13 protein-coding genes are annotated in these 16959 nt (G+C 62.9%); 7 read left to right on the plus strand and 6 right to left on the minus strand.

What is annotated here, in order from left to right:
* Window positions 1-85 precede the first annotated feature (85 nt).
* From DM807_RS26320 to edd, 5 genes are all read right to left on the minus strand, one after another.
* Window positions 86-1372 carry an ABC transporter substrate-binding protein gene (locus DM807_RS26320; RefSeq protein WP_012270707.1) on the minus strand — a complete coding sequence of 429 codons (1287 nt, stop codon included), beginning with the start codon at window positions 1370-1372 and terminating at the stop codon, window positions 86-88.
* 145 nt (window positions 1373-1517) lie between these two features.
* Window positions 1518-2972: an ATP-binding protein gene (locus DM807_RS26325; RefSeq protein ID WP_060493424.1), complete on the minus strand. Its 1455-nt coding sequence runs from the start codon at window positions 2970-2972 to the stop codon at window positions 1518-1520.
* Complete coding sequence (gene gltR / locus DM807_RS26330; RefSeq protein ID WP_012270705.1) at window positions 2953-3678, minus strand: two-component system response regulator GltR; 726 nt, start codon at window positions 3676-3678, stop codon at window positions 2953-2955. Before gltR ends, DM807_RS26325 begins: the two co-directional genes overlap by 20 nt.
* Before the next feature lie 165 nt (window positions 3679-3843).
* The gene (locus tag DM807_RS26335; protein ID WP_012270704.1) at window positions 3844-4806 is read right to left on the minus strand and encodes a glucokinase; all 963 of its coding nucleotides are present in this window, start codon (window positions 4804-4806) and stop codon (window positions 3844-3846) included.
* Entirely contained in the window at window positions 4803-6629 is a 1827-nt protein-coding gene (gene edd / locus DM807_RS26340; RefSeq protein WP_071890887.1) for a phosphogluconate dehydratase, read from the minus strand. Before edd ends, DM807_RS26335 begins: the two co-directional genes overlap by 4 nt.
* A gap of 264 nt (window positions 6630-6893) precedes the next feature.
* Here edd and gap point away from each other — a divergent pair, with 264 nt between their 5' ends.
* The 6 genes from gap to DM807_RS26370 all read left to right on the plus strand — a co-directional run bounded on the left by gap (window position 6894) and on the right by DM807_RS26370 (window position 13684).
* Entirely contained in the window at window positions 6894-7895 is a 1002-nt protein-coding gene (gene gap / locus DM807_RS26345) for a type I glyceraldehyde-3-phosphate dehydrogenase (protein WP_179028154.1), read from the plus strand.
* Between the two features lie 246 nt (window positions 7896-8141).
* Window positions 8142-8654, plus strand: a complete 513-nt coding sequence (locus tag DM807_RS26350; protein ID WP_012270701.1) for an RNA polymerase sigma factor — start codon at window positions 8142-8144, stop codon at window positions 8652-8654.
* Between the two features lie 87 nt (window positions 8655-8741).
* Complete coding sequence (locus DM807_RS26355) at window positions 8742-9704, plus strand: FecR family protein (RefSeq protein WP_012270700.1); 963 nt, start codon at window positions 8742-8744, stop codon at window positions 9702-9704.
* A 126-nt stretch (window positions 9705-9830) separates the two neighbouring features.
* Window positions 9831-12419 carry a TonB-dependent receptor gene (locus DM807_RS26360; protein WP_060493427.1) on the plus strand — a complete coding sequence of 863 codons (2589 nt, stop codon included), beginning with the start codon at window positions 9831-9833 and terminating at the stop codon, window positions 12417-12419.
* A gap of 203 nt (window positions 12420-12622) precedes the next feature.
* Window positions 12623-13216, plus strand: coding sequence for a biliverdin-producing heme oxygenase (locus tag DM807_RS26365; protein WP_179028155.1), 594 nt, complete (start codon window positions 12623-12625; stop codon window positions 13214-13216).
* Window positions 13217-13270: 54 nt separating this feature from the next.
* Window positions 13271-13684: a YbaN family protein gene (locus tag DM807_RS26370; protein ID WP_012270697.1), complete on the plus strand. Its 414-nt coding sequence runs from the start codon at window positions 13271-13273 to the stop codon at window positions 13682-13684.
* On the opposite strand, the gene arcD (DM807_RS26375) is transcribed toward DM807_RS26370, so the two are convergent.
* Window positions 13664-15091: an arginine-ornithine antiporter gene (arcD, locus tag DM807_RS26375; RefSeq protein ID WP_012270696.1), complete on the minus strand. Its 1428-nt coding sequence runs from the start codon at window positions 15089-15091 to the stop codon at window positions 13664-13666. The two genes, DM807_RS26370 and arcD (DM807_RS26375), sit on opposite strands and share 21 nt — an antisense overlap.
* Before the next feature lie 436 nt (window positions 15092-15527).
* Between arcD (DM807_RS26375) and arcD (DM807_RS26380) the strand changes: the two genes are divergently transcribed.
* Window positions 15528-16955: an arginine-ornithine antiporter gene (gene arcD / locus DM807_RS26380; RefSeq protein ID WP_012270695.1), complete on the plus strand. Its 1428-nt coding sequence runs from the start codon at window positions 15528-15530 to the stop codon at window positions 16953-16955.
* The last annotated feature ends 4 nt before the right edge of the window (window positions 16956-16959 follow it).

Genomic DNA, 16959 nt, shown 5'->3' on the forward strand with positions numbered 1-16959 from the left:
TGGAAGATCGAGTGCGCAGTTTTGGGGCTGCTGTGCAGCCCTATCGCGACGCAAGGCCGCTCCTACAAAGGGAGATGGCGTCGCGTTACCGGGCAGCCTTGATCGCCGCCGCCAGCTTCTTCGCCGCATCGGCCGGATCGGCCTTGGGATCGTTGATGTAGTTGGTCACTACATCGAAGAACGCACCCTGCACGGCCAGCGTGGTGGCCATGTTGTGCGCCATGCTCGGCTGCAGGCCGCCATTCTTGGCATCGGCCAGGAAGTCACTGGCAGAGCGCTGCGCGCAAGCATCGAAGCCATACTTGGCCATGTCGGCCAGCATGTCGTTGCGCACCGGGATCGACCCTTTGTTGGTGCTGAAGACTTTCTGGAAGTCCTCACCCATCACCTTGCGGGCAATGTCCTGCTGGCCGGCAGAAGTGCCTGCGTTGTTCTGCTTGAACACCACCAGCGAATCGATGTTGTAGAGGAAGGCCTTGTCGGTACCCGGGAACGGCACGCACTGGTAGTCCTTGCCGGCGGTCTTCTTCGCCAAGGTCCATTCGCTCTTGGCCCAGTCGCCCATGATCTGCATGCCGGCCTTGCCGTTGATGACCTTGGCCGCCTCCAGGTTCCAGTCCTGGCCTTTGCCATCCGGGTCCATGTAGTTGGCGACCTTTTTCAGCTCGGCCAGCGCCTTGACCATGTCCGGGCCGGTCAGGGCCGCATTGTCGAGGTCGACCATGGCCTTTTTGTAACCCTGCGCGCCCATCACCGAGAGCACCACGCTTTCAAACACGGTGCTGTCCTGCCACGGTTGGCCGCCATGGGCGAGCGGGATGAAGCCAGCGGCCTTGAGCTTGTCGGCAGCGGCATAGAATTCATCGAGCGTGGCCGGCGCCTTGTCGATGCCGGCCTTCTTGAAGACTTCTGGGTTGATCCAGAGCCAGTTGGTACGGTGGATGTTTACCGGTACGGCAACATAGTCACCGTCATACTTCACGTTGTCAGCGACCTTCTTGTCGAGCAAGGTGTCCCACTGCTCTTGCTTGGCCACATCCTTGAGCACTTCGCCGTCGAGCAAACCGGTGGCCGCCCAGTCCTGGATATCTGGCCCTTTGATTTGTGCGACACCCGGCGGGTTGCCCGCTACGGCGCGGCTCTTGAGCACGGTCATGGCCGTGGCGCCGCCACCGCCGGCGACAGCGCCATCCTTCCACGTGAAGCCGTCTTTCTCGACCTGGGCCTTGAGCACATCGACGGCCGCCTTTTCACCACCGGAGGTCCACCAGTGCACCACCTCGACACTGCCTTTGGGTTCGGCAGCCTGGGCACTGAGCGGGAGTAAGGAAGCCAGGGAGATTGCGGCAGCGAGACGGAGCGTGGAATTCATCGAAACACCTTTCTTGTTGTTATGCCGTGCAAGTCGATCGCTTGCGTTGCATGGAGTCTAAACAGCACGCCCGCCGCGCCGGGTAACGAAGCGATGCATGAATGTCATCGTTTGGTTACATTGCCGGTACAGGTAACGCAGCGTTTCACTCCACGCCCCGTGGCAGGTACAACGTCACCCGCAACCCACCCTCTCGCAGATTCAGCAAACTCACCTCGCCCCCATGGCTGTGGGCGATATTGCGTGCAATCCCCAACCCCAGCCCATAGCCCTGCTGCTGCCCTGCCAGCCGGAAATGCGGCTCGAACACCTGCTCCAGTTGCTGCTGCGGTACGCCCGGCCCCTGGTCGTCCACCTGCAGCACAAAGCCCTCGGCACTGTCGATGATGCGCAGCCGCGCCCGCTCGCCATACTTGATGGCGTTGTCGATCAGGTTGCCGATGCAGCGTCGCAACGCCAGCGGCTTGCCTGGGTAAGGCGCCAGCGCCCGGCCGTCGACCGTGATACGGCCATCACGCAGATACGGCTCTGCCAGAATCTCCAGCACCTGATTGAGGTCGACCGGCTCTATGTTCTCGTGGATATCGGTGTCCTTAACGCACTGCAAGGCGCCTTTGACCAGCAGCTCCAGTTCGTCCAGGTCCTGGCTGAACTTGGCCTGCAGGCGCTCGTCCTCCAGCAGTTCGACACGCAGGCGCAGGCGGGTGATTGGCGTGCGCAAGTCATGGGAGATGGCGCTGAACAGCTGGCTGCGTTCGGTCAGGTAGCGGCTGATGCGCTCACGCATGCTGTTGAATGCCCGGCTAACCTCGACCACTTCGCTACCCCCGCCTTCCGCCACCGGCGCCACATCGGCGCCCAGCGACATCTCCCGTGCGGCCCGCGCCAGGCGCTTGAGCGGCCAGCTCTGCCAGTGCACCAGCAGGCCGATGAACAACAACAGCAAGGCCGTGGTGAGTACGATGAAACCGATCTGCTGCCGTGGCAGGCGCTCGGCCTCCAGGCTGGTATAGGGTTCAGGCAGCAGCGAAGCGATGTACAGCCACTCACCCTCGCCCAGGCGAATCTGCGTCACCAGCACCGGCGGGTTGAGCGGCTCCAGGGTCAACGAGTAATGCGCCCAAGAACGTGGCAGCTCGTCTAGCTTAAGGCCGCTGTTGAAGATACGCAGGTCGTCGGGGGCGACGAACTCCACGGAAATGTCCATCTGCGACCCTAGGCGCTCGTGCAGCACCTGCTGGAACACATCGATCACCGCCTGCTTGCGTGGGGTAATGGGCAATACCGGCATGTCCAGCGGCTTGGCGTTGAGCGACACGAAAAAGCGCGTGCCACCCATGCTGCGCAACTGGTCGAGCACCATCGGCCGATAGGCCACCGGCAGCGAGCGGAAGTAACTGACACTGGCGCTCATCGAGTGGGCCAGGCTGCTGGCACTGGCGCGCAGGCCCTGCAACTGGCTGGCCCGCAGTTGGGCAACCCAGATGATGCTCGACAGGCCCTGGGCCAGCAGCACAACCAACAAGGTCAGCAGCAGCATACGCCCCAGCAATGAGCGCGGCAGCAGGCGCCAGCGCCGCTCAGGGCGCACTGCAGACATGCGCCGCCAACAGGTAGCCACTGCCGCGTACCGTGCGGATCAGCCGGGGTGGCTTGTCGGTATCACGCAGGCGCTGGCGCAAGCGGCTGACCGCCATGTCGACGATGCGGTCCAGCGGCATCGGCTCGCGACCACGGGTGGCGTTGCCGATGGTGTCGCGGTCGAGAATCTGCTGCGGATGGTCGAGAAACAGCTTGAGCAGGGCAAAGTCGGCGCCAGAAAGAATCACCTCTTCACCGTCGTGATGGAACAGGCGGTGGCTGACCGTGTCCAGGCGCCAGTCATCGAAGGCCAGCACCGCACTGCCCGGCGCCGCCTGGCCGAATTCGGCGCGACGCAGCAGGGCCTTGATTCGCGCTTGCAGTTCACGGGGGCTGAACGGTTTGCCCAGGTAGTCGTCGGCGCCCAGTTCCAGGCCAATGACCCGGTCGGCCTCGTCGGAGCTGGCGGTGAGCATGATGATCGGCACGCGCGCCTGGCGCGGGTGCTGGCGTACCCAGCGGCACAGGCTGAAGCCGTCTTCGTCGGGCAGCATGACATCGAGGATGACCAGGTCGCAGGGCGTGCTTTCCAGCGCACGGCGAAAGCCTTTGCCGTCGGCTTCGGCATGCACCTGAAAGCCGGAGCGACTCAGGTAGGTTTGCAGCAGTTCGCGGATTTCCTGGTCGTCGTCGACCATCAGGATCGATTTGCCGGCAGTGCTCAAGGTGGTCCTTCCTCTTGTTGTTTGCAGATCTTTTGCCTGCTGTTGGGTGTTGCCTTCTGGGGCTGCTTTGCAGCCCATCGCGACACAAGGCCGCTCCTACACACTGCGCGATCCCTGTAGGAGCGGCCTTGCGTCGCGATGGGCCGCGCAGCGGCCCCCTTACGCCTAGCTATGATCCAAAGCCTGCTGCAAGGCCACCCCGGCCCCCAGCAAGCCGGAAAACTCGGCCGTCACCAGCCACACCGGCACGCCAGCAAAATAACCACTCATACAACCCTTGTCGGCAAAACTGGCGGCAAACCCGCTACGCAGGAACAACTCGGCAAAGCGCGGAATCACGCCGCCGACGATATAAACCCCACCTCGCGCGCCCAGCGTCAGCACATTGTTACCCGCCACGCGCCCAAGAAACCGGCAGAACTGCTCGACCACCGCCAGCGCTCGAGGCTCGCCGCCCAGTGCGGCATCGGTGACCTGCGCCGGGGTCTTGTGCCTGGGGGTGTCGCCGTCCAGTGCGCAGATCGCCTGGTACAACCGCACCAGGCCACCCCCACTGAGCACGGTCTCGGCGCTGACATGGCCGATCTGCCCATGGATGTGTTGGTGGATCGCCGCTTCGCGGGCATTGCCCACCGGCAGGTCAACATGCCCGCCTTCACCTGGCAGGGCTTGCCAGTGCTGCTCACCAAGGCGCAGCAGCGAGCCCACACCCAGGCCTGTCCCTGGCCCGATCACCAGCGCCGGCCGCGAAGGGTCGGCCTGGCCGGGGCACACTTCGCGGAACTCCCCTTCGCGCAGGCGAGTCATGCCCAGCGCCATGGCAGTGAAATCGTTGATCAGCAACAGCTGATCGACCTGCAAGGTCTTGCAGAAGGCGGTGCGGCTCAGACGCCAATGGTTGTTGGTGAAGCGGAATTCGTCGCCATCGACCGGCCCAGCTACCGCCAGGCATACCGCCGCCAATCCACCGCGGGCGATGCCCTGGCCTTCGAGGTAAGCCTCGATGGCCTGCTCCGGGCTGGTGTAGTCTGCAGTGGCGAAAACCTTCACATCATGCAGCTGGTTGTCACGCCACAACGCAAAACGGGCATTGGTGCCGCCGATGTCGCCAACCAGCAGGTCTTTCATTTGAGGTTCTCCAGGGCCGAAGTGAACGCACTCGCGCCCTGCTCTGCCGGGCTGAACGCCATGCGCATGAAGCCGAACAGCTCACGCCCGCAACCCAGGTCATTGCCCTGGGGCGCCGGCGGCAGATCGCGGCTGGCCAACTCTTCGGCCGAGACCATGACCCGCAAGGTACCTTCGACACCATCGACCCGCACGATATCACCATCGCGCACACGCGCCAGCGGGCCGCCGTCGTAAGCCTCGGGGCAAACGTGGATAGCCGCCGGGATCTTGCCCGAGGCACCCGACATACGCCCGTCTGTAACCAGCGCTACCTTGTAGCCACGGTCCTGCAGCACACCGAGGAATGGCGTTAGCTTGTGCAGCTCTGGCATGCCGTTGCAACGTGGCCCCTGGAAGCGCACCACGGCGACAAAGTCACGCTCAAGCTCACCGGCCTTGAACGCATCGGCCAGCGACTGCTGGTCCTGGAACACCCGCGCCGGGGCCTCGACCACCTGATGTTCGGCGGCGACGGCGGACACTTTCATCACGCCACGGCCCAGGTTGCCCTCCATCACCCGCAGGCCGCCTTCGGCGGAGAACGGCCGCGCCACCGGGCGCAGGATGCTCTCGTCCAGGCTCTGCTGCGGCCCTTCGCGCCACACCAGCTTGCCGTTGTCGAGGAACGGTTCCTGGGTGTAGCGACGCAAGCCGTGGCCGGCCACGGTATTGACATCCTCGTGCAGCAGCCCGGCGTCGAGCAGCTCGCGGATCAGGAAGGCCATGCCACCAGCCGCCTGGAAGTGGTTGATGTCGGCCTTGCCGTTGGGGTAGACGTGCGACAGGGTCGGCACCACTTCGGAAAGGTCGGCCATGTCCTGCCAGGTCAGCTGGATACCCGCAGCCTGGGCAATCGCTGGAATGTGCAGGGTGTGGTTGGTCGAGCCGCCGGTAGCGTGCAGGGCGACGATGGAGTTGACCAACGCTTTTTCGTCGACGATTTCACCCAGCGGCATGAAGCTGCCACTGGCCTTGGTCATGCGTGTCACCTGCTGCGCAGCCTCGGCGGTGAGTGCGTCGCGCAGCGCTGTGTACGGGTTGACGAACGAAGCGCCCGGCAGGTGCAGGCCCATTACCTCCATCACCAGTTGGTTGGTATTGGCGGTGCCGTAGAAGGTGCAGGTGCCTGGGCTGTGGTAGGAATTCATCTCCGACTCCAGCAGTTCCTCACGGCTGGCCTTGCCTTCGGCATAGCGCTGGCGCACGTCGGCCTTCTGCTTGTTGGAAATGCCGGACACCATTGGCCCACCCGGTACGAAAATGGTCGGCAAGTGGCCGAAACGCAGCGCGCCCATCATCAGGCCAGGAACGATCTTGTCGCATATGCCCAGCATCAGCGCGGCGTCGAACATGTTGTGCGACAGCGCGACAGCCGTGGACATGGCGATCACTTCGCGGCTGGCGATGGCCAGTTCCATGCCCGGCTCGCCCTGGGTCACACCGTCGCACATGGCCGGCACGCCACCGGCGAACTGGCCGACCGAGCCGACCTCACGCAGGGCCTGCTTGATTTGCTCGGGGAAATGCAGGTATGGCTGGTGGGCGGACAACATGTCGTTGTAGGCCGAGACGATAGCCACGTTGGCCGCGTTCATCAGGCGCAGCGTGTGCTTGTCTTCGCTGCCGCAACCGGCCACGCCGTGGGCGAAGTTGGCGCACTGCAGGCTGGCACGCATGGGGCCTTCACTGGCCGCGCCGCGAATCAGCTGCAGGTAACGTTCGCGGGTGGCACGGCTGCGTTCGACCAGCCGCTGGGTGACCTCAAGGATGCGCGGATGCATGTACTGGACTCCAGGCTAATTGTAAGGGCGGTTTACCGGGCATTTCCCCTCCAAACGATTGCGGCCTAGGCTCAAGGTGAGGAGCCCGCTGCATCGGTGGAGGCACGTCGCCCAACCACTCGTTGTATGTTTAAACAAAATACTGCCACTAAAAAGGCTTGTTTTCTATCGGCCAGTGAATAATCTTGTAATTCCAACAACAAAACCGTTTCAGTGAAGCTCCTTTGTGCCACAGGTTTCACTCGGACTGCCAGAGGTACTGCCATGACCCTTCGCATCGCCATCAATGGATTCGGCCGCATCGGGCGCAACGTCCTGCGCGCACTGTATACCCAAGGCTACCGCCAGGACCTGCAGGTCGTCGCCATCAACGACCTGGGCGACAGCGCCATGAATGCCCACCTGCTCAAGTACGACAGTGTGCACGGCACCTTCGACGCCAGTGTCGAGGCCGACCACGAGAGCCTGACGGTCAATGGTGACCGTATCGCGGTCAGTGCCATCCGCAACCCGGGCGAGCTGCCCTGGAAGGCCGAGGCGATCGACGTGGTGTTCGAGTGCACCGGGCTATTCACCGACCGCGCCAAGGCCGCTGCACACCTGGCCGCCGGGGCGGGCAAGGTGATTGTCTCGGCACCCGCCAAGGGTGCCGATGCCACCGTGGTGTACGGGGTCAACCACGACATCCTGCGGGCCTCGCACCAGGTCATTTCCAATGCCTCCTGCACCACCAACTGCCTGGCGCCGATCGCCCAGGTGCTGCACCGCGAGTTCGGCATCGAACAAGGCCTGATGACCACCATTCACGCCTACACCAATGACCAGGTGCTGACCGACATGTACCACAGCGACCCATATCGCGCGCGTTCGGCCACCCAGTCGATGATCCCGAGCAAGACTGGCGCCGCCGAGGCCGTCGGCCTGGTGCTGCCAGAGCTGGCGGGCAAGTTGACCGGCATGGCGGTGCGGGTACCGGTCATCAACGTGTCGCTGGTGGACCTCACCGTCAACCTCAAGCGCGAGACCACCGCCGAGCAGGTCAACCAGCTGTTCCTTGAAGCCAGCAAGCATTCCAAGGTATTGGGCTACAACGCCTTGCCATTGGTTTCCTGCGATTTCAACCACAACCCGCTGTCGTCCATTTTCGATGCCAACCATACCCGGGCCAATGGGCGCATGCTCAAGGTGCTGGCCTGGTATGACAACGAGTGGGGGTTCAGCAACCGGATGCTGGATAACTGCTTGGCGTTGTGCAGCGCCCGCTAAGATTTGACACACGCCCTGTAGGAGCGGCCTTGTGTCGCGATGGGCCGCAAAGCGGCCCCGACAATTGGTGCTGGAGCCGAGATTTCGGGGCTGCTGCGCAGCCCATCGCGACACAAGGCCGCTCCTACAAGGGACCGCGCAGCGACGGAGCTCTCACAATCTTTACCTTTTCCTAACATTTCACCACTTGACCTACGACACAGATGATAAGCATTATCATTAACCTTTCGTCGGCCAGGTTTCCCCGTGAGTCAGTCCCGGTTCAACTCCGTCTTCCTCGTCCAGCGCCTTACCCTGCTGCGTACCCTGCAGCGCATGGTCGGCAACCCCAGCACGGCCGAAGACCTGCTGCAGGAAACCTACCTGCGGGTATCCCGCGCCCTGGGCGAGCGGCCCATCGAGCACATCGAGCCGTTCGTGTTCCAGACCGCGCGCAACCTGGCGCTGGACCACCTGCGCGCACGCCGGGTGCAGGCGCGCATGCTGGTCGACGATGTGCCCGACGAAGTGCTGCACAGCGTAGCCGCTCCCGCCACCAGCAGCGAGGATGCCGCCCATGCCGAGCAGTTGCTCAAGCACCTGAGCATCAGCCTCAATCAGCTAAGCGAGCGCCAGCAACGCATTTTCATCCTCAGCCGCCTGCATGGCGCCACCTACCTGGAAATTGCCGAACAACTGAGTGTTTCGCCCAGCACGGTACAAAAGGAATTGAAACTGATCATGGCGATCTGCATGGGTGTTGCCGAGCGCCTCAAGTGAGCTGAGCGCAGGCGAACGGCAACGCAAAGCCCTTGCCACACCCCGCCTTAGCCTTGATCATTCGCAAAAACCATTCAAGGATTCACCGTGACCGACAGCCCTGCCCCTCGCCCGTCACCTGCCGGGCCCAGTGCCCGTGCTCGTGCCATGGACGAGGCGCTGGACTGGCTGGTACGCCTGCAATGCGCAGATGCCGCAGACACCCAGGCCTTTGAAGCCTGGCTGAGCGCCGCGCCGGAGAACGCCGAGGCCTATGTCGAGGCAGAGGCATTGTGGAACGGTACGCCGTTGCACCAGGCGGCCACGCAGATGCACCAGCAGCAACGCCGCTCATGGCGTGGGCGCCTGCGCAGCCACTGGAAACCCCTGGCCACCGCCGCGGTGCTGCTGGTGGGGCTGTTCACCGTCGGTAACCTGCCCATGCGCCTGCAGGCGGATCACCTGACCGTGGTGGGCGAACGCCAGCGCCTGCAACTGGACGACGGCGCAAAAGTGCTGCTCAACACCAATTCGGCCTTTGCCAACGACCGCCGGGACGGCCGCCAGGTCGCCCGCCTGTTACAAGGCGAGGCGTACTTCCAGGTACCGGAGGGCGCGCTGTTGCCGCTGGAGGTGCAGGCAGGGCCTGTGCGCGCCCAGGTGCGCGACACCGATTTTGCCGTGCGCTACCTCGACGGCGAGGCCCAGGTGCGGGTGCAACGCGGCGATGTCGACCTGCAAGGCGCACGTGACCAGCGTATCCGCCTGAGTGCCGGCGACAGCATCAGCGTCGGCCCGCAAGGCTTTGGCCAGCGCCAGCGCCCCGACATGCAAAAGGACCTGGCCTGGATCGATGGCCGCCTGGTGTTCGAGAACTGCCCTTTGAGCCAGGTGCTGGCCGAAGTGCGGCGTTACTACCCAGGCTGGATCATCAACCGCAATGCACAGCTGGAAGACGTTGCCGTCACCGGAAACTACCGCCTCGACCAGCCGCTGGAAACCCTGCGCGCGCTGGCCCACATCACCTCGGCACAGCTGCATGAGTACCCGGCGCTGGTCATTCTGAACTGACCCTGAAATTATTTTTACGCGGTCGTGCTACCCCGCTCGTCTCGTTATAGCCAATGCAACTGATTCTTGTTTGAAAACGAGAACAGTCATCACCTATAACAGTCCGCGCGTCTGGGAGCGCTTCCGATGTCCACTGGTCCTACCCGCTCGTCCACCCTTCCCCGCCGTACAGGGCAACTGTCCCTATTGACCCTGGCCCTGCTCGCCAGCGGTGCCTGCAGCCTCCCGGCGCTGGCCGCCGAGCCGGCCCAGGCCAGCAGCCCGCGCATGGGCGACTATCGCTTCAGCATCGGCCAGCAGCCCCTGGTGTCGGCGATCAACGCCTTCAGCCAGGTCACCGGCTGGCAGGTCGGCTTCAGCGCCGAGCTGGCCGACGGCGTGGCCTCGCCTGGGGTACAGGGTTCGCTGCCGCCAGATGCCGCACTCAAGCGCCTGCTGCATGGAACGGGCCTGAGCTTTCGCAAGATCAGCAACGGCAACGTGGTTCTTGAGCGCCAGACCGTCGGTAACGTGATCGCTTTGCAGCAGGTGACCGTCAGCGCCACCCGTAGCGCCCAGGACGTCAGCCAGGTGCCGAGCACGGTCAGCGTGCAGACCCGCGAGCAACTGGACCGGCAAAACGTCAACAACATCCAGGACCTGGTGCGTTACGAGCCGGGTGTGTCGGTGGCAGGTACCGGCCAACGCAGCGGCCTGAACGGCTACAACATCCGAGGTATCGACGGCGAGCGGATCCTCACCCAGGTTGACGGCGTGTCGATCCCGGACAGCTTCTTCTATGGCCCCTATGCCCAGACCCAACGCAACTACGTCGACCCAGAAATCGTCAAGCGCGTGGAAATCCTCCGCGGCCCGGCCTCGGTGCTGTACGGCAGCAACGCCATCGGCGGCGCGGTCAGCTACTTCACCCTCGACCCGGACGACATCATCAAGCCTGGCAAAGACGTGGGTGCACGCCTGAAAACCGGTTACAGCTCGGCTGACGAAAGCTGGCTGACCTCCGCCACCGTCGCCGGCCGCGAGGGTGATTTCGATGGCCTGCTGCACCTGAGCCAGCGCAACGGCCACGAGACTGAAACCCACGGCAGCCACAGCGGTGCCGGCCTGTCGCGCACCGAAGCCAATCCAATGGATGTGCGCACCACCAACGTGCTGGCCAAGCTGGGCTGGAACTACGCCGATGACGCGCGCCTGGGCTTCACCTACGAACGCTACAAGGATGACCGCGACCAGAACATCCTCAGCGCGGTGGGCGGGCCGTTCATTCCGGGCTTTGGCGGCACGGGCTATTACAAGGCGCGCAATGGCAACGACACCATCACCCGCGAGCGCTTTGGCATCAACCATGAGTTCGGCCTGGATTCGCTGGTCGCCGACCACGTCAAGTGGAGCCTGAACTACCAGATCGCCAAGACCGACCAGCACACCGAAGAAGTCTACGCACCGCCTGGCCGCCAGGTGCTGCGTACCCGCGACACCACCTACAAGGACCGCCAGTGGGTGTTCGACGCCCAGCTGGACAAGGCCTTCAGCATCGGCGCCACCGACCATCTGCTGACCTATGGCACCACGATCAAGCACGAGAAAATCACCGGGTCCCGCAGCGGCACCGGCACCTGCCTGACCGTGGGCTCCGGTTGCTCCGCCGCTGGCGCCGAACGCCCGGCAGACGGCCAGGTTCTGGTCAGCGACTTCCCGGACCCGACCGTAAACACCTACAGCCTGTTCGTGCAGGATGAAATCCGCTGGAACAACTGGACCTTCATGCCCGGTGCGCGCTACGACTACACGCGCATGGAACCCAAGTTCACCGACGAATTCCTGCGCGGCCTGGAGTCCACCGGCACGGCACCCACCTCCCAGGACGACTCGGACAAGAAGTGGCACCGTGTGTCGCCCAAGCTCGGCGTGACCTACGCCTTCAACGACAACTACACCTGGTATGGCCAGTACGCCGAAGGCTTCCGCACCCCGACCGCCAAGGCCATGTACGGAAAATTCGTCAACCTTGAGGAAGGTTACCGCGTAGAAGGCAACCCCGGCCTGGAACCGGAAAAGAGCAAAAGCTACGAAACCGGCCTGCGTGGCAACTTCGACGCGGGTAACTTCGACGTGGCGGTGTTCTACAACAAGTACCGCGACTTCATCGACGAAGACGCCGTGCAAAGCGCCAACCTGGAACAGACCTTCCAGGCCAACAACATCAAGCACGCCACCATCAAGGGTGCCGAGGTCAAGGGCCGCCTGAACCTGGACCACTTCGGCGCACCGCAGGGCCTCTATACCCAGGGCTCGATTGCCTACACCTATGGTCGTAACGATGACACCGGTGAACCGCTGAACAGCGTCAACCCGCTGAAGGGCGTATTCGGCCTGGGTTACGAGCAGCAGAACTACGGCGGCCTGCTGAGCTGGACACTGGTCAAGCGCAAGACCCGTGTCGACGACTCCAGCTTCTACTCCCCCGACGGTTCGAGCTCGAAGTTCCGCACCCCGGGCTACGGCGTGCTGGACCTGACCGGCTTCTACAAGGTTACCGACGACGTGACCATCAACGCCGGCCTGTACAACCTCACCGACAAGAAATACTGGCAGTGGGATTCGGTACGCAGCTACGACGGCCAGGGTGAGGCAGCTGTGACCCAGCCAGCCAACATCGACCGCTTGACCATGCCAGGGCGCAACTTCGGTATCAATGTGGTTTGGGATATCTGATCCCTCACGCCTGTACCGGCCTCTTCGCGGGTAAACCCGCTCCCACAGGTATTGCGCAGGCCTTGGGCCCTGTGATGTTCCTGTGGGAGCGGGTTCACCCGCGAAGAGGCCGGTACAGGCAACACAAATACTGGCTTTTTTTACTGTCACTCCCCCGCTGTTTCGTCTTGTATCTAGACGCCCCTTTTTCCAAGGACTGCCCCATGACCGAACGCCCAGCCCTGCGCTCCCAGCGCCTGAACCAGATCACCCACGCCCCGCACGCCGAGCTGGATGCCCTGGTCAAATCCCACGCGCCCTTCGACAGCCGCGAAAGCTTCGCCCGTTTTGTCGTTGCCCAGTACCTGTTCCAATCCGAGCTGCAGGCGCTGTACAACGACCCACAACTGATCGCCATCGTCCCCGACCTGGCCGAGCGCTGCCGCGCAGACCAGGCCCGTCTCGACCTCGCTGACCTCGACACCGAAGTGCCGGCCGCCGTGCCAGGTGCCGTGGGCAACCCAAGCCTGGGCGAGGCAATGGGCTGGATCTTCGTCTCCGAAGGCTCCAAACTGGGCGCTGCGTTTCTGATCAAGCGTGCCGTGGCCCTGGAACTGTCCGACAGCTTCGGTGCCCGCCACTTGGGCGAGCCAGCCGGTGGCCGTGCCGAAGGCTGGAAGCAGTTCACCCGCATCCTTGATGGGCTGGAACTCTCGGCCGATGAGGAAGCCGCTGCCGAGCGCGGCGCGGTTGCCGCTTTCGAGCGTTTCACCGAGCTGCTCAAGCACGCCTATGCCGCGGATGCCGCGCTGGTTTGATACGCCGTAGCCGGCCACCCCTCCGGTGGCCGAACCGTTTTATGCAGTGAGAACATGACCCAACCAGCCCGCTCGAAACTCGCCCGCCTGTTGTATGGAATCCTGGCTTACGTGAGCCTCGGGGTGGGCCTGGTCGCCATCGTGATTCCCGGCTTGCCGACCACCGAGTTCATCCTGCTGGCCGCCTGGGCCGCCACGCGCAGCTCACCGCGCCTTTCGGCCTGGCTGGAGAACCACCGGTTGTTCGGGCCGATCCTGTACAACTGGCGCAACGGCAAGGTGATCCAGCGCCGGGCCAAGGTCAGCGCGACCCTCAGCATGCTGCTGTGCGCCGGGCTGATGCTGACCTTCCTTGAACACCACTGGCCAGTGTTCCTGGCTATCGCCGGCATGACTCTGGGCAACCTGTGGATCTGGTCGCGCCCGGAGCACGCCTGCCCCGCCCCATCACAAGCTCAGCAGCCCTGAATACAAGGCGTAGGCCGCCAGCGCAGCGCCCACCAGCACAGCGGCGAAAATCAGCTTTTCCCAGCTAGTGAACAGGGTCTGGCCTTGCTCATGCTTGGCCCTGGCGAACAGGATCACACCTGGGGCGTACAGCAGCGCCGACAGCAACAGGTACTTGAGCCCGCCCGCATACAGCAGCCACACGGCATACAGCAAGGCAACCAGCGCCACCAGCAAGTCCTTGCGCCGCAACCCCGGCTGCCCGGCATAGGTTTCTGCGCGCACCGCCAGCAGCACGGCATAGGCCGCCGACCACAGGTAGGGCACCAGGATCATCGACGAGGCCAGGTAGATGAGGCTGGTGTAGGTACCGGCCGAGAACAGCGTAATCAGCAGGAACCCCTGGATCATGCAGTTGGTCAGCCAAAGGGCGTTGGCTGGCACATGGTTGGCGTTTTCCTTGGCTAGAAAGCGCGGCATGGTCTTGTCCCGCGCCGTGGCAAACAGGATCTCGGCACACAGCAGCGCCCACGAAAGCAAGGCGCCGAGCAGCGAGACCGCCAAGCCAAGGCTGATCAGCAAGGCGCCCCAGGGGCCGACAATATGCTCCAGCACCGAGGCCAGCGAGGGGTTCTGCAGCCCGGCCAACTCCGGCTGGGTCATCACCCCCAGCGACAACACGTTGACCAGCACCAGCAGCGCCAGTACACCGAGAAAGCCGATGACCGTGGCCTTACCCACGTCAGAACGACGCTCGGCGCGCCCGGAATACACGCTGGCGCCCTCGATGCCGATGAATACGAACACGGTCACCAGCATCATGTTGCGCACCTGCTCCAGCACGCTGCCGAACTGCGGGTTGCTGAGGCCCCAGATATCCCGGGTGAAGATATCGGCGCGGAAGGCGAATGCCGCGATCACCACAAAGATCAACAGCGGCACCACCTTGGCTACCGTGGTCACCTGGTTGATGAACGCGGCTTCCTTGATGCCTCGCAGCACCAGGAAATGCACAGACCACAGCAACAGCGACGCGCAGCCGATGGCAATGGGCGTGTTGCCTTCGCCGAAAACGGGAAAGTAGAAGCCCAGGGTGCTGAACAGCAGTACGAAATAACCAACGTTACCCAGCCAGGCACTGATCCAGTAGCCCCAGGCCGAGGAAAAGCCCATGTACTCGCCGAAACCGGCCTTGGCATAGGCGTACACCCCTGAGTCCAGCTCGGGCTTGCGGTTGGCCAAGGTCTGGAACACGAAGGCCAGGGCCAGCATGCCAACCGCGGTGATCCCCCAGCCGATCAACACAGCCCCCACATCGGCGCGCGCGGCCATGTTCTGCGGCAGCGAGAAGATCCCGCCACCGATCATCGAGCCGACCACCAGCGCGATCAGCGCGCCCAGGCGCAGCTTCTGTCCCGGTTCGCTCATGAGCCTCCCTTTTTTCAAGCCCTGTCATGCATTTGTAACCGCTTTGCGGGCCATATAAATGTTGTTACTTATACTGTAGACGCGGGTTAAACCTATAGCACTAATAACTGCTTTGTCTATGCAGCCCTTCTCTCAAAATTAGCAGCAGTACGGCAACTAGAAAAGAAACTGATAAAACTCAAAATTCTTGTGAAAAATTTGCGAAAGCGGCAAAAGCGGCTAGTTTCAAGCTTCGCAGGCTGAACAGAGCGTTTGCTCTAGAAGGACATGGAGGTGCCAGCGCGCAAGGCCTGCAGCTTAAGCTGTCGGCACTCTCCAGGAGCACCCGTGAAGGAAATTTCCTACCTTCACATCGCCTTAAACTGACGCAAGTCAGGTTACGGCAAAGGCGTCGGATCTATTCTGTCGTCAACTTTCTCCTGGCAGGAGTTGTTAAATGTCTGATTCATCCGGAAAACTAAAGCTTGGTGCGTTAGTTGCACTTGTCGTCGGTTCGATGATTGGTGGCGGGATCTTCTCGCTGCCGCAAAACATGGCCGCCAGCGCTGGGGTTGGCGCGGTGTTGATCGGTTGGGGCATCACCGCGGTCGGCATGCTGACCCTGGCGTTCGTGTTCCAGACCTTGGCCAACCGCAAGCCTGATCTGGATGGCGGGGTATATGCCTACGCCAAGGCCGGTTTTGGCGACTACATGGGCTTCTCCTCAGCCTGGGGCTACTGGATCAGTGCCTGGCTGGGCAACGTCGGCTACTTCGTGCTGTTGTTCAGCACCTTGGGCTACTTCTTCCCAATCTTCGGTGAAGGCAACACGCCGGCCGCCATCATTGGCGCGTCGATCCTGTTGTGGGCCGTGCACTTCCTGGTATTGCGCGGTATCAAGGAGGCAGCGTTCATCAACCTGGTCACCACCGTGGCCAAAGTGGTGCCGCTGGTGCTGTTCGCCCTGATCTGCCTGTTCGCTTTCAGGCTCGATATCTTCACCGCCGACATCTGGGCCGTAGGCACACCAGAGCTTGGCAGCGTGATGAACCAAGTGCGCAACATGATGCTGGTCACCGTGTGGGTGTTCATCGGCATCGAGGGCGCGAGCATCTTCTCGTCCCGGGCGGAAAAACGCTCTGACGTGGGTAAGGCCACGGTCATCGGCTTCGTTACCGTGCTGCTGTTCCTGGTGCTGGTCAACGTGCTGTCGCTGGGCATCATGACCCAACCAGAGCTGGCCAAGCTGCAGAACCCGTCGATGGCCGCCGTGCTGGAACATGTGGTCGGCCACTGGGGCGCGGTGCTGATCAGCGTCGGCCTGATCATCTCGCTGCTGGGGGCCCTGCTGTCCTGGGTGCTGCTGTGCGCCGAGATCATGTTCGCCGCCGCCAAGGACCACACCATGCCGGAGTTCCTGCGCCGCGAGAACGCCAACCAGGTACCGGCCAACGCCCTGTGGCTGACCAACGCCATGGTGCAGATCTTCCTGGTGATCACGCTGTTCTCCAACAGCACCTACCTGTCGCTGATCTACCTCGCCACCTCGATGATCCTAGTGCCCTACCTGTGGTCGGCGGCCTACGCCTTCCTGCTGGCACTGCGCAGCGAAACCTACGAACAGGCCCTGGCCGAGCGCAAGAAAGACCTGATCATCGGCGGTATCGCCTTGTTGTACGCCGTCTGGCTGCTGTACGCCGGCGGTGTGAAATACCTGCTGCTCTCGGCCCTGCTCTACGCACCTGGCGCCATCCTGTTCGCCAAGGCCAAGCGTGAGGTAGGCCAACCTGTCTTCACCAACGTGGAAAAACTGATCTTCGCAGCCGTGGTCGTCGGCGCCCTGGTGGCAGCCTTTGGCCTGTACGACGGCTTCCTGACCCTTTGACCCA

It is taken from the genome of Pseudomonas hunanensis (genome assembly GCF_013393325.1).
Lineage (GTDB): Bacteria > Pseudomonadota > Gammaproteobacteria > Pseudomonadales > Pseudomonadaceae > Aquipseudomonas > Aquipseudomonas putida_P.

What these genes read in the sequence shown, in the direction of transcription:
- DM807_RS26320 (WP_012270707.1), bottom strand. Translation starts at nt 1,372, where the DNA reads ATGAATTCCACGCTCCGTCTCGCTGCCGCAATCTCCCTGGCTTCCTTA.
- DM807_RS26325 (WP_060493424.1), bottom strand. Translation starts at nt 2,972, where the DNA reads ATGTCTGCAGTGCGCCCTGAGCGGCGCTGGCGCCTGCTGCCGCGCTCA.
- DM807_RS26335 (WP_012270704.1), bottom strand. Translation starts at nt 4,806, where the DNA reads ATGAAAGACCTGCTGGTTGGCGACATCGGCGGCACCAATGCCCGTTTT.
- edd (WP_071890887.1), bottom strand. Translation starts at nt 6,629, where the DNA reads ATGCATCCGCGCATCCTTGAGGTCACCCAGCGGCTGGTCGAACGCAGC.
- gap (WP_179028154.1), top strand. Translation starts at nt 6,894, where the DNA reads ATGACCCTTCGCATCGCCATCAATGGATTCGGCCGCATCGGGCGCAAC.
- DM807_RS26360 (WP_060493427.1), top strand. Translation starts at nt 9,831, where the DNA reads ATGTCCACTGGTCCTACCCGCTCGTCCACCCTTCCCCGCCGTACAGGG.
- DM807_RS26365 (WP_179028155.1), top strand. Translation starts at nt 12,623, where the DNA reads ATGACCGAACGCCCAGCCCTGCGCTCCCAGCGCCTGAACCAGATCACC.
- DM807_RS26370 (WP_012270697.1), top strand. Translation starts at nt 13,271, where the DNA reads ATGACCCAACCAGCCCGCTCGAAACTCGCCCGCCTGTTGTATGGAATC.
- arcD (WP_012270696.1), bottom strand. Translation starts at nt 15,091, where the DNA reads ATGAGCGAACCGGGACAGAAGCTGCGCCTGGGCGCGCTGATCGCGCTG.
- arcD (WP_012270695.1), top strand. Translation starts at nt 15,528, where the DNA reads ATGTCTGATTCATCCGGAAAACTAAAGCTTGGTGCGTTAGTTGCACTT.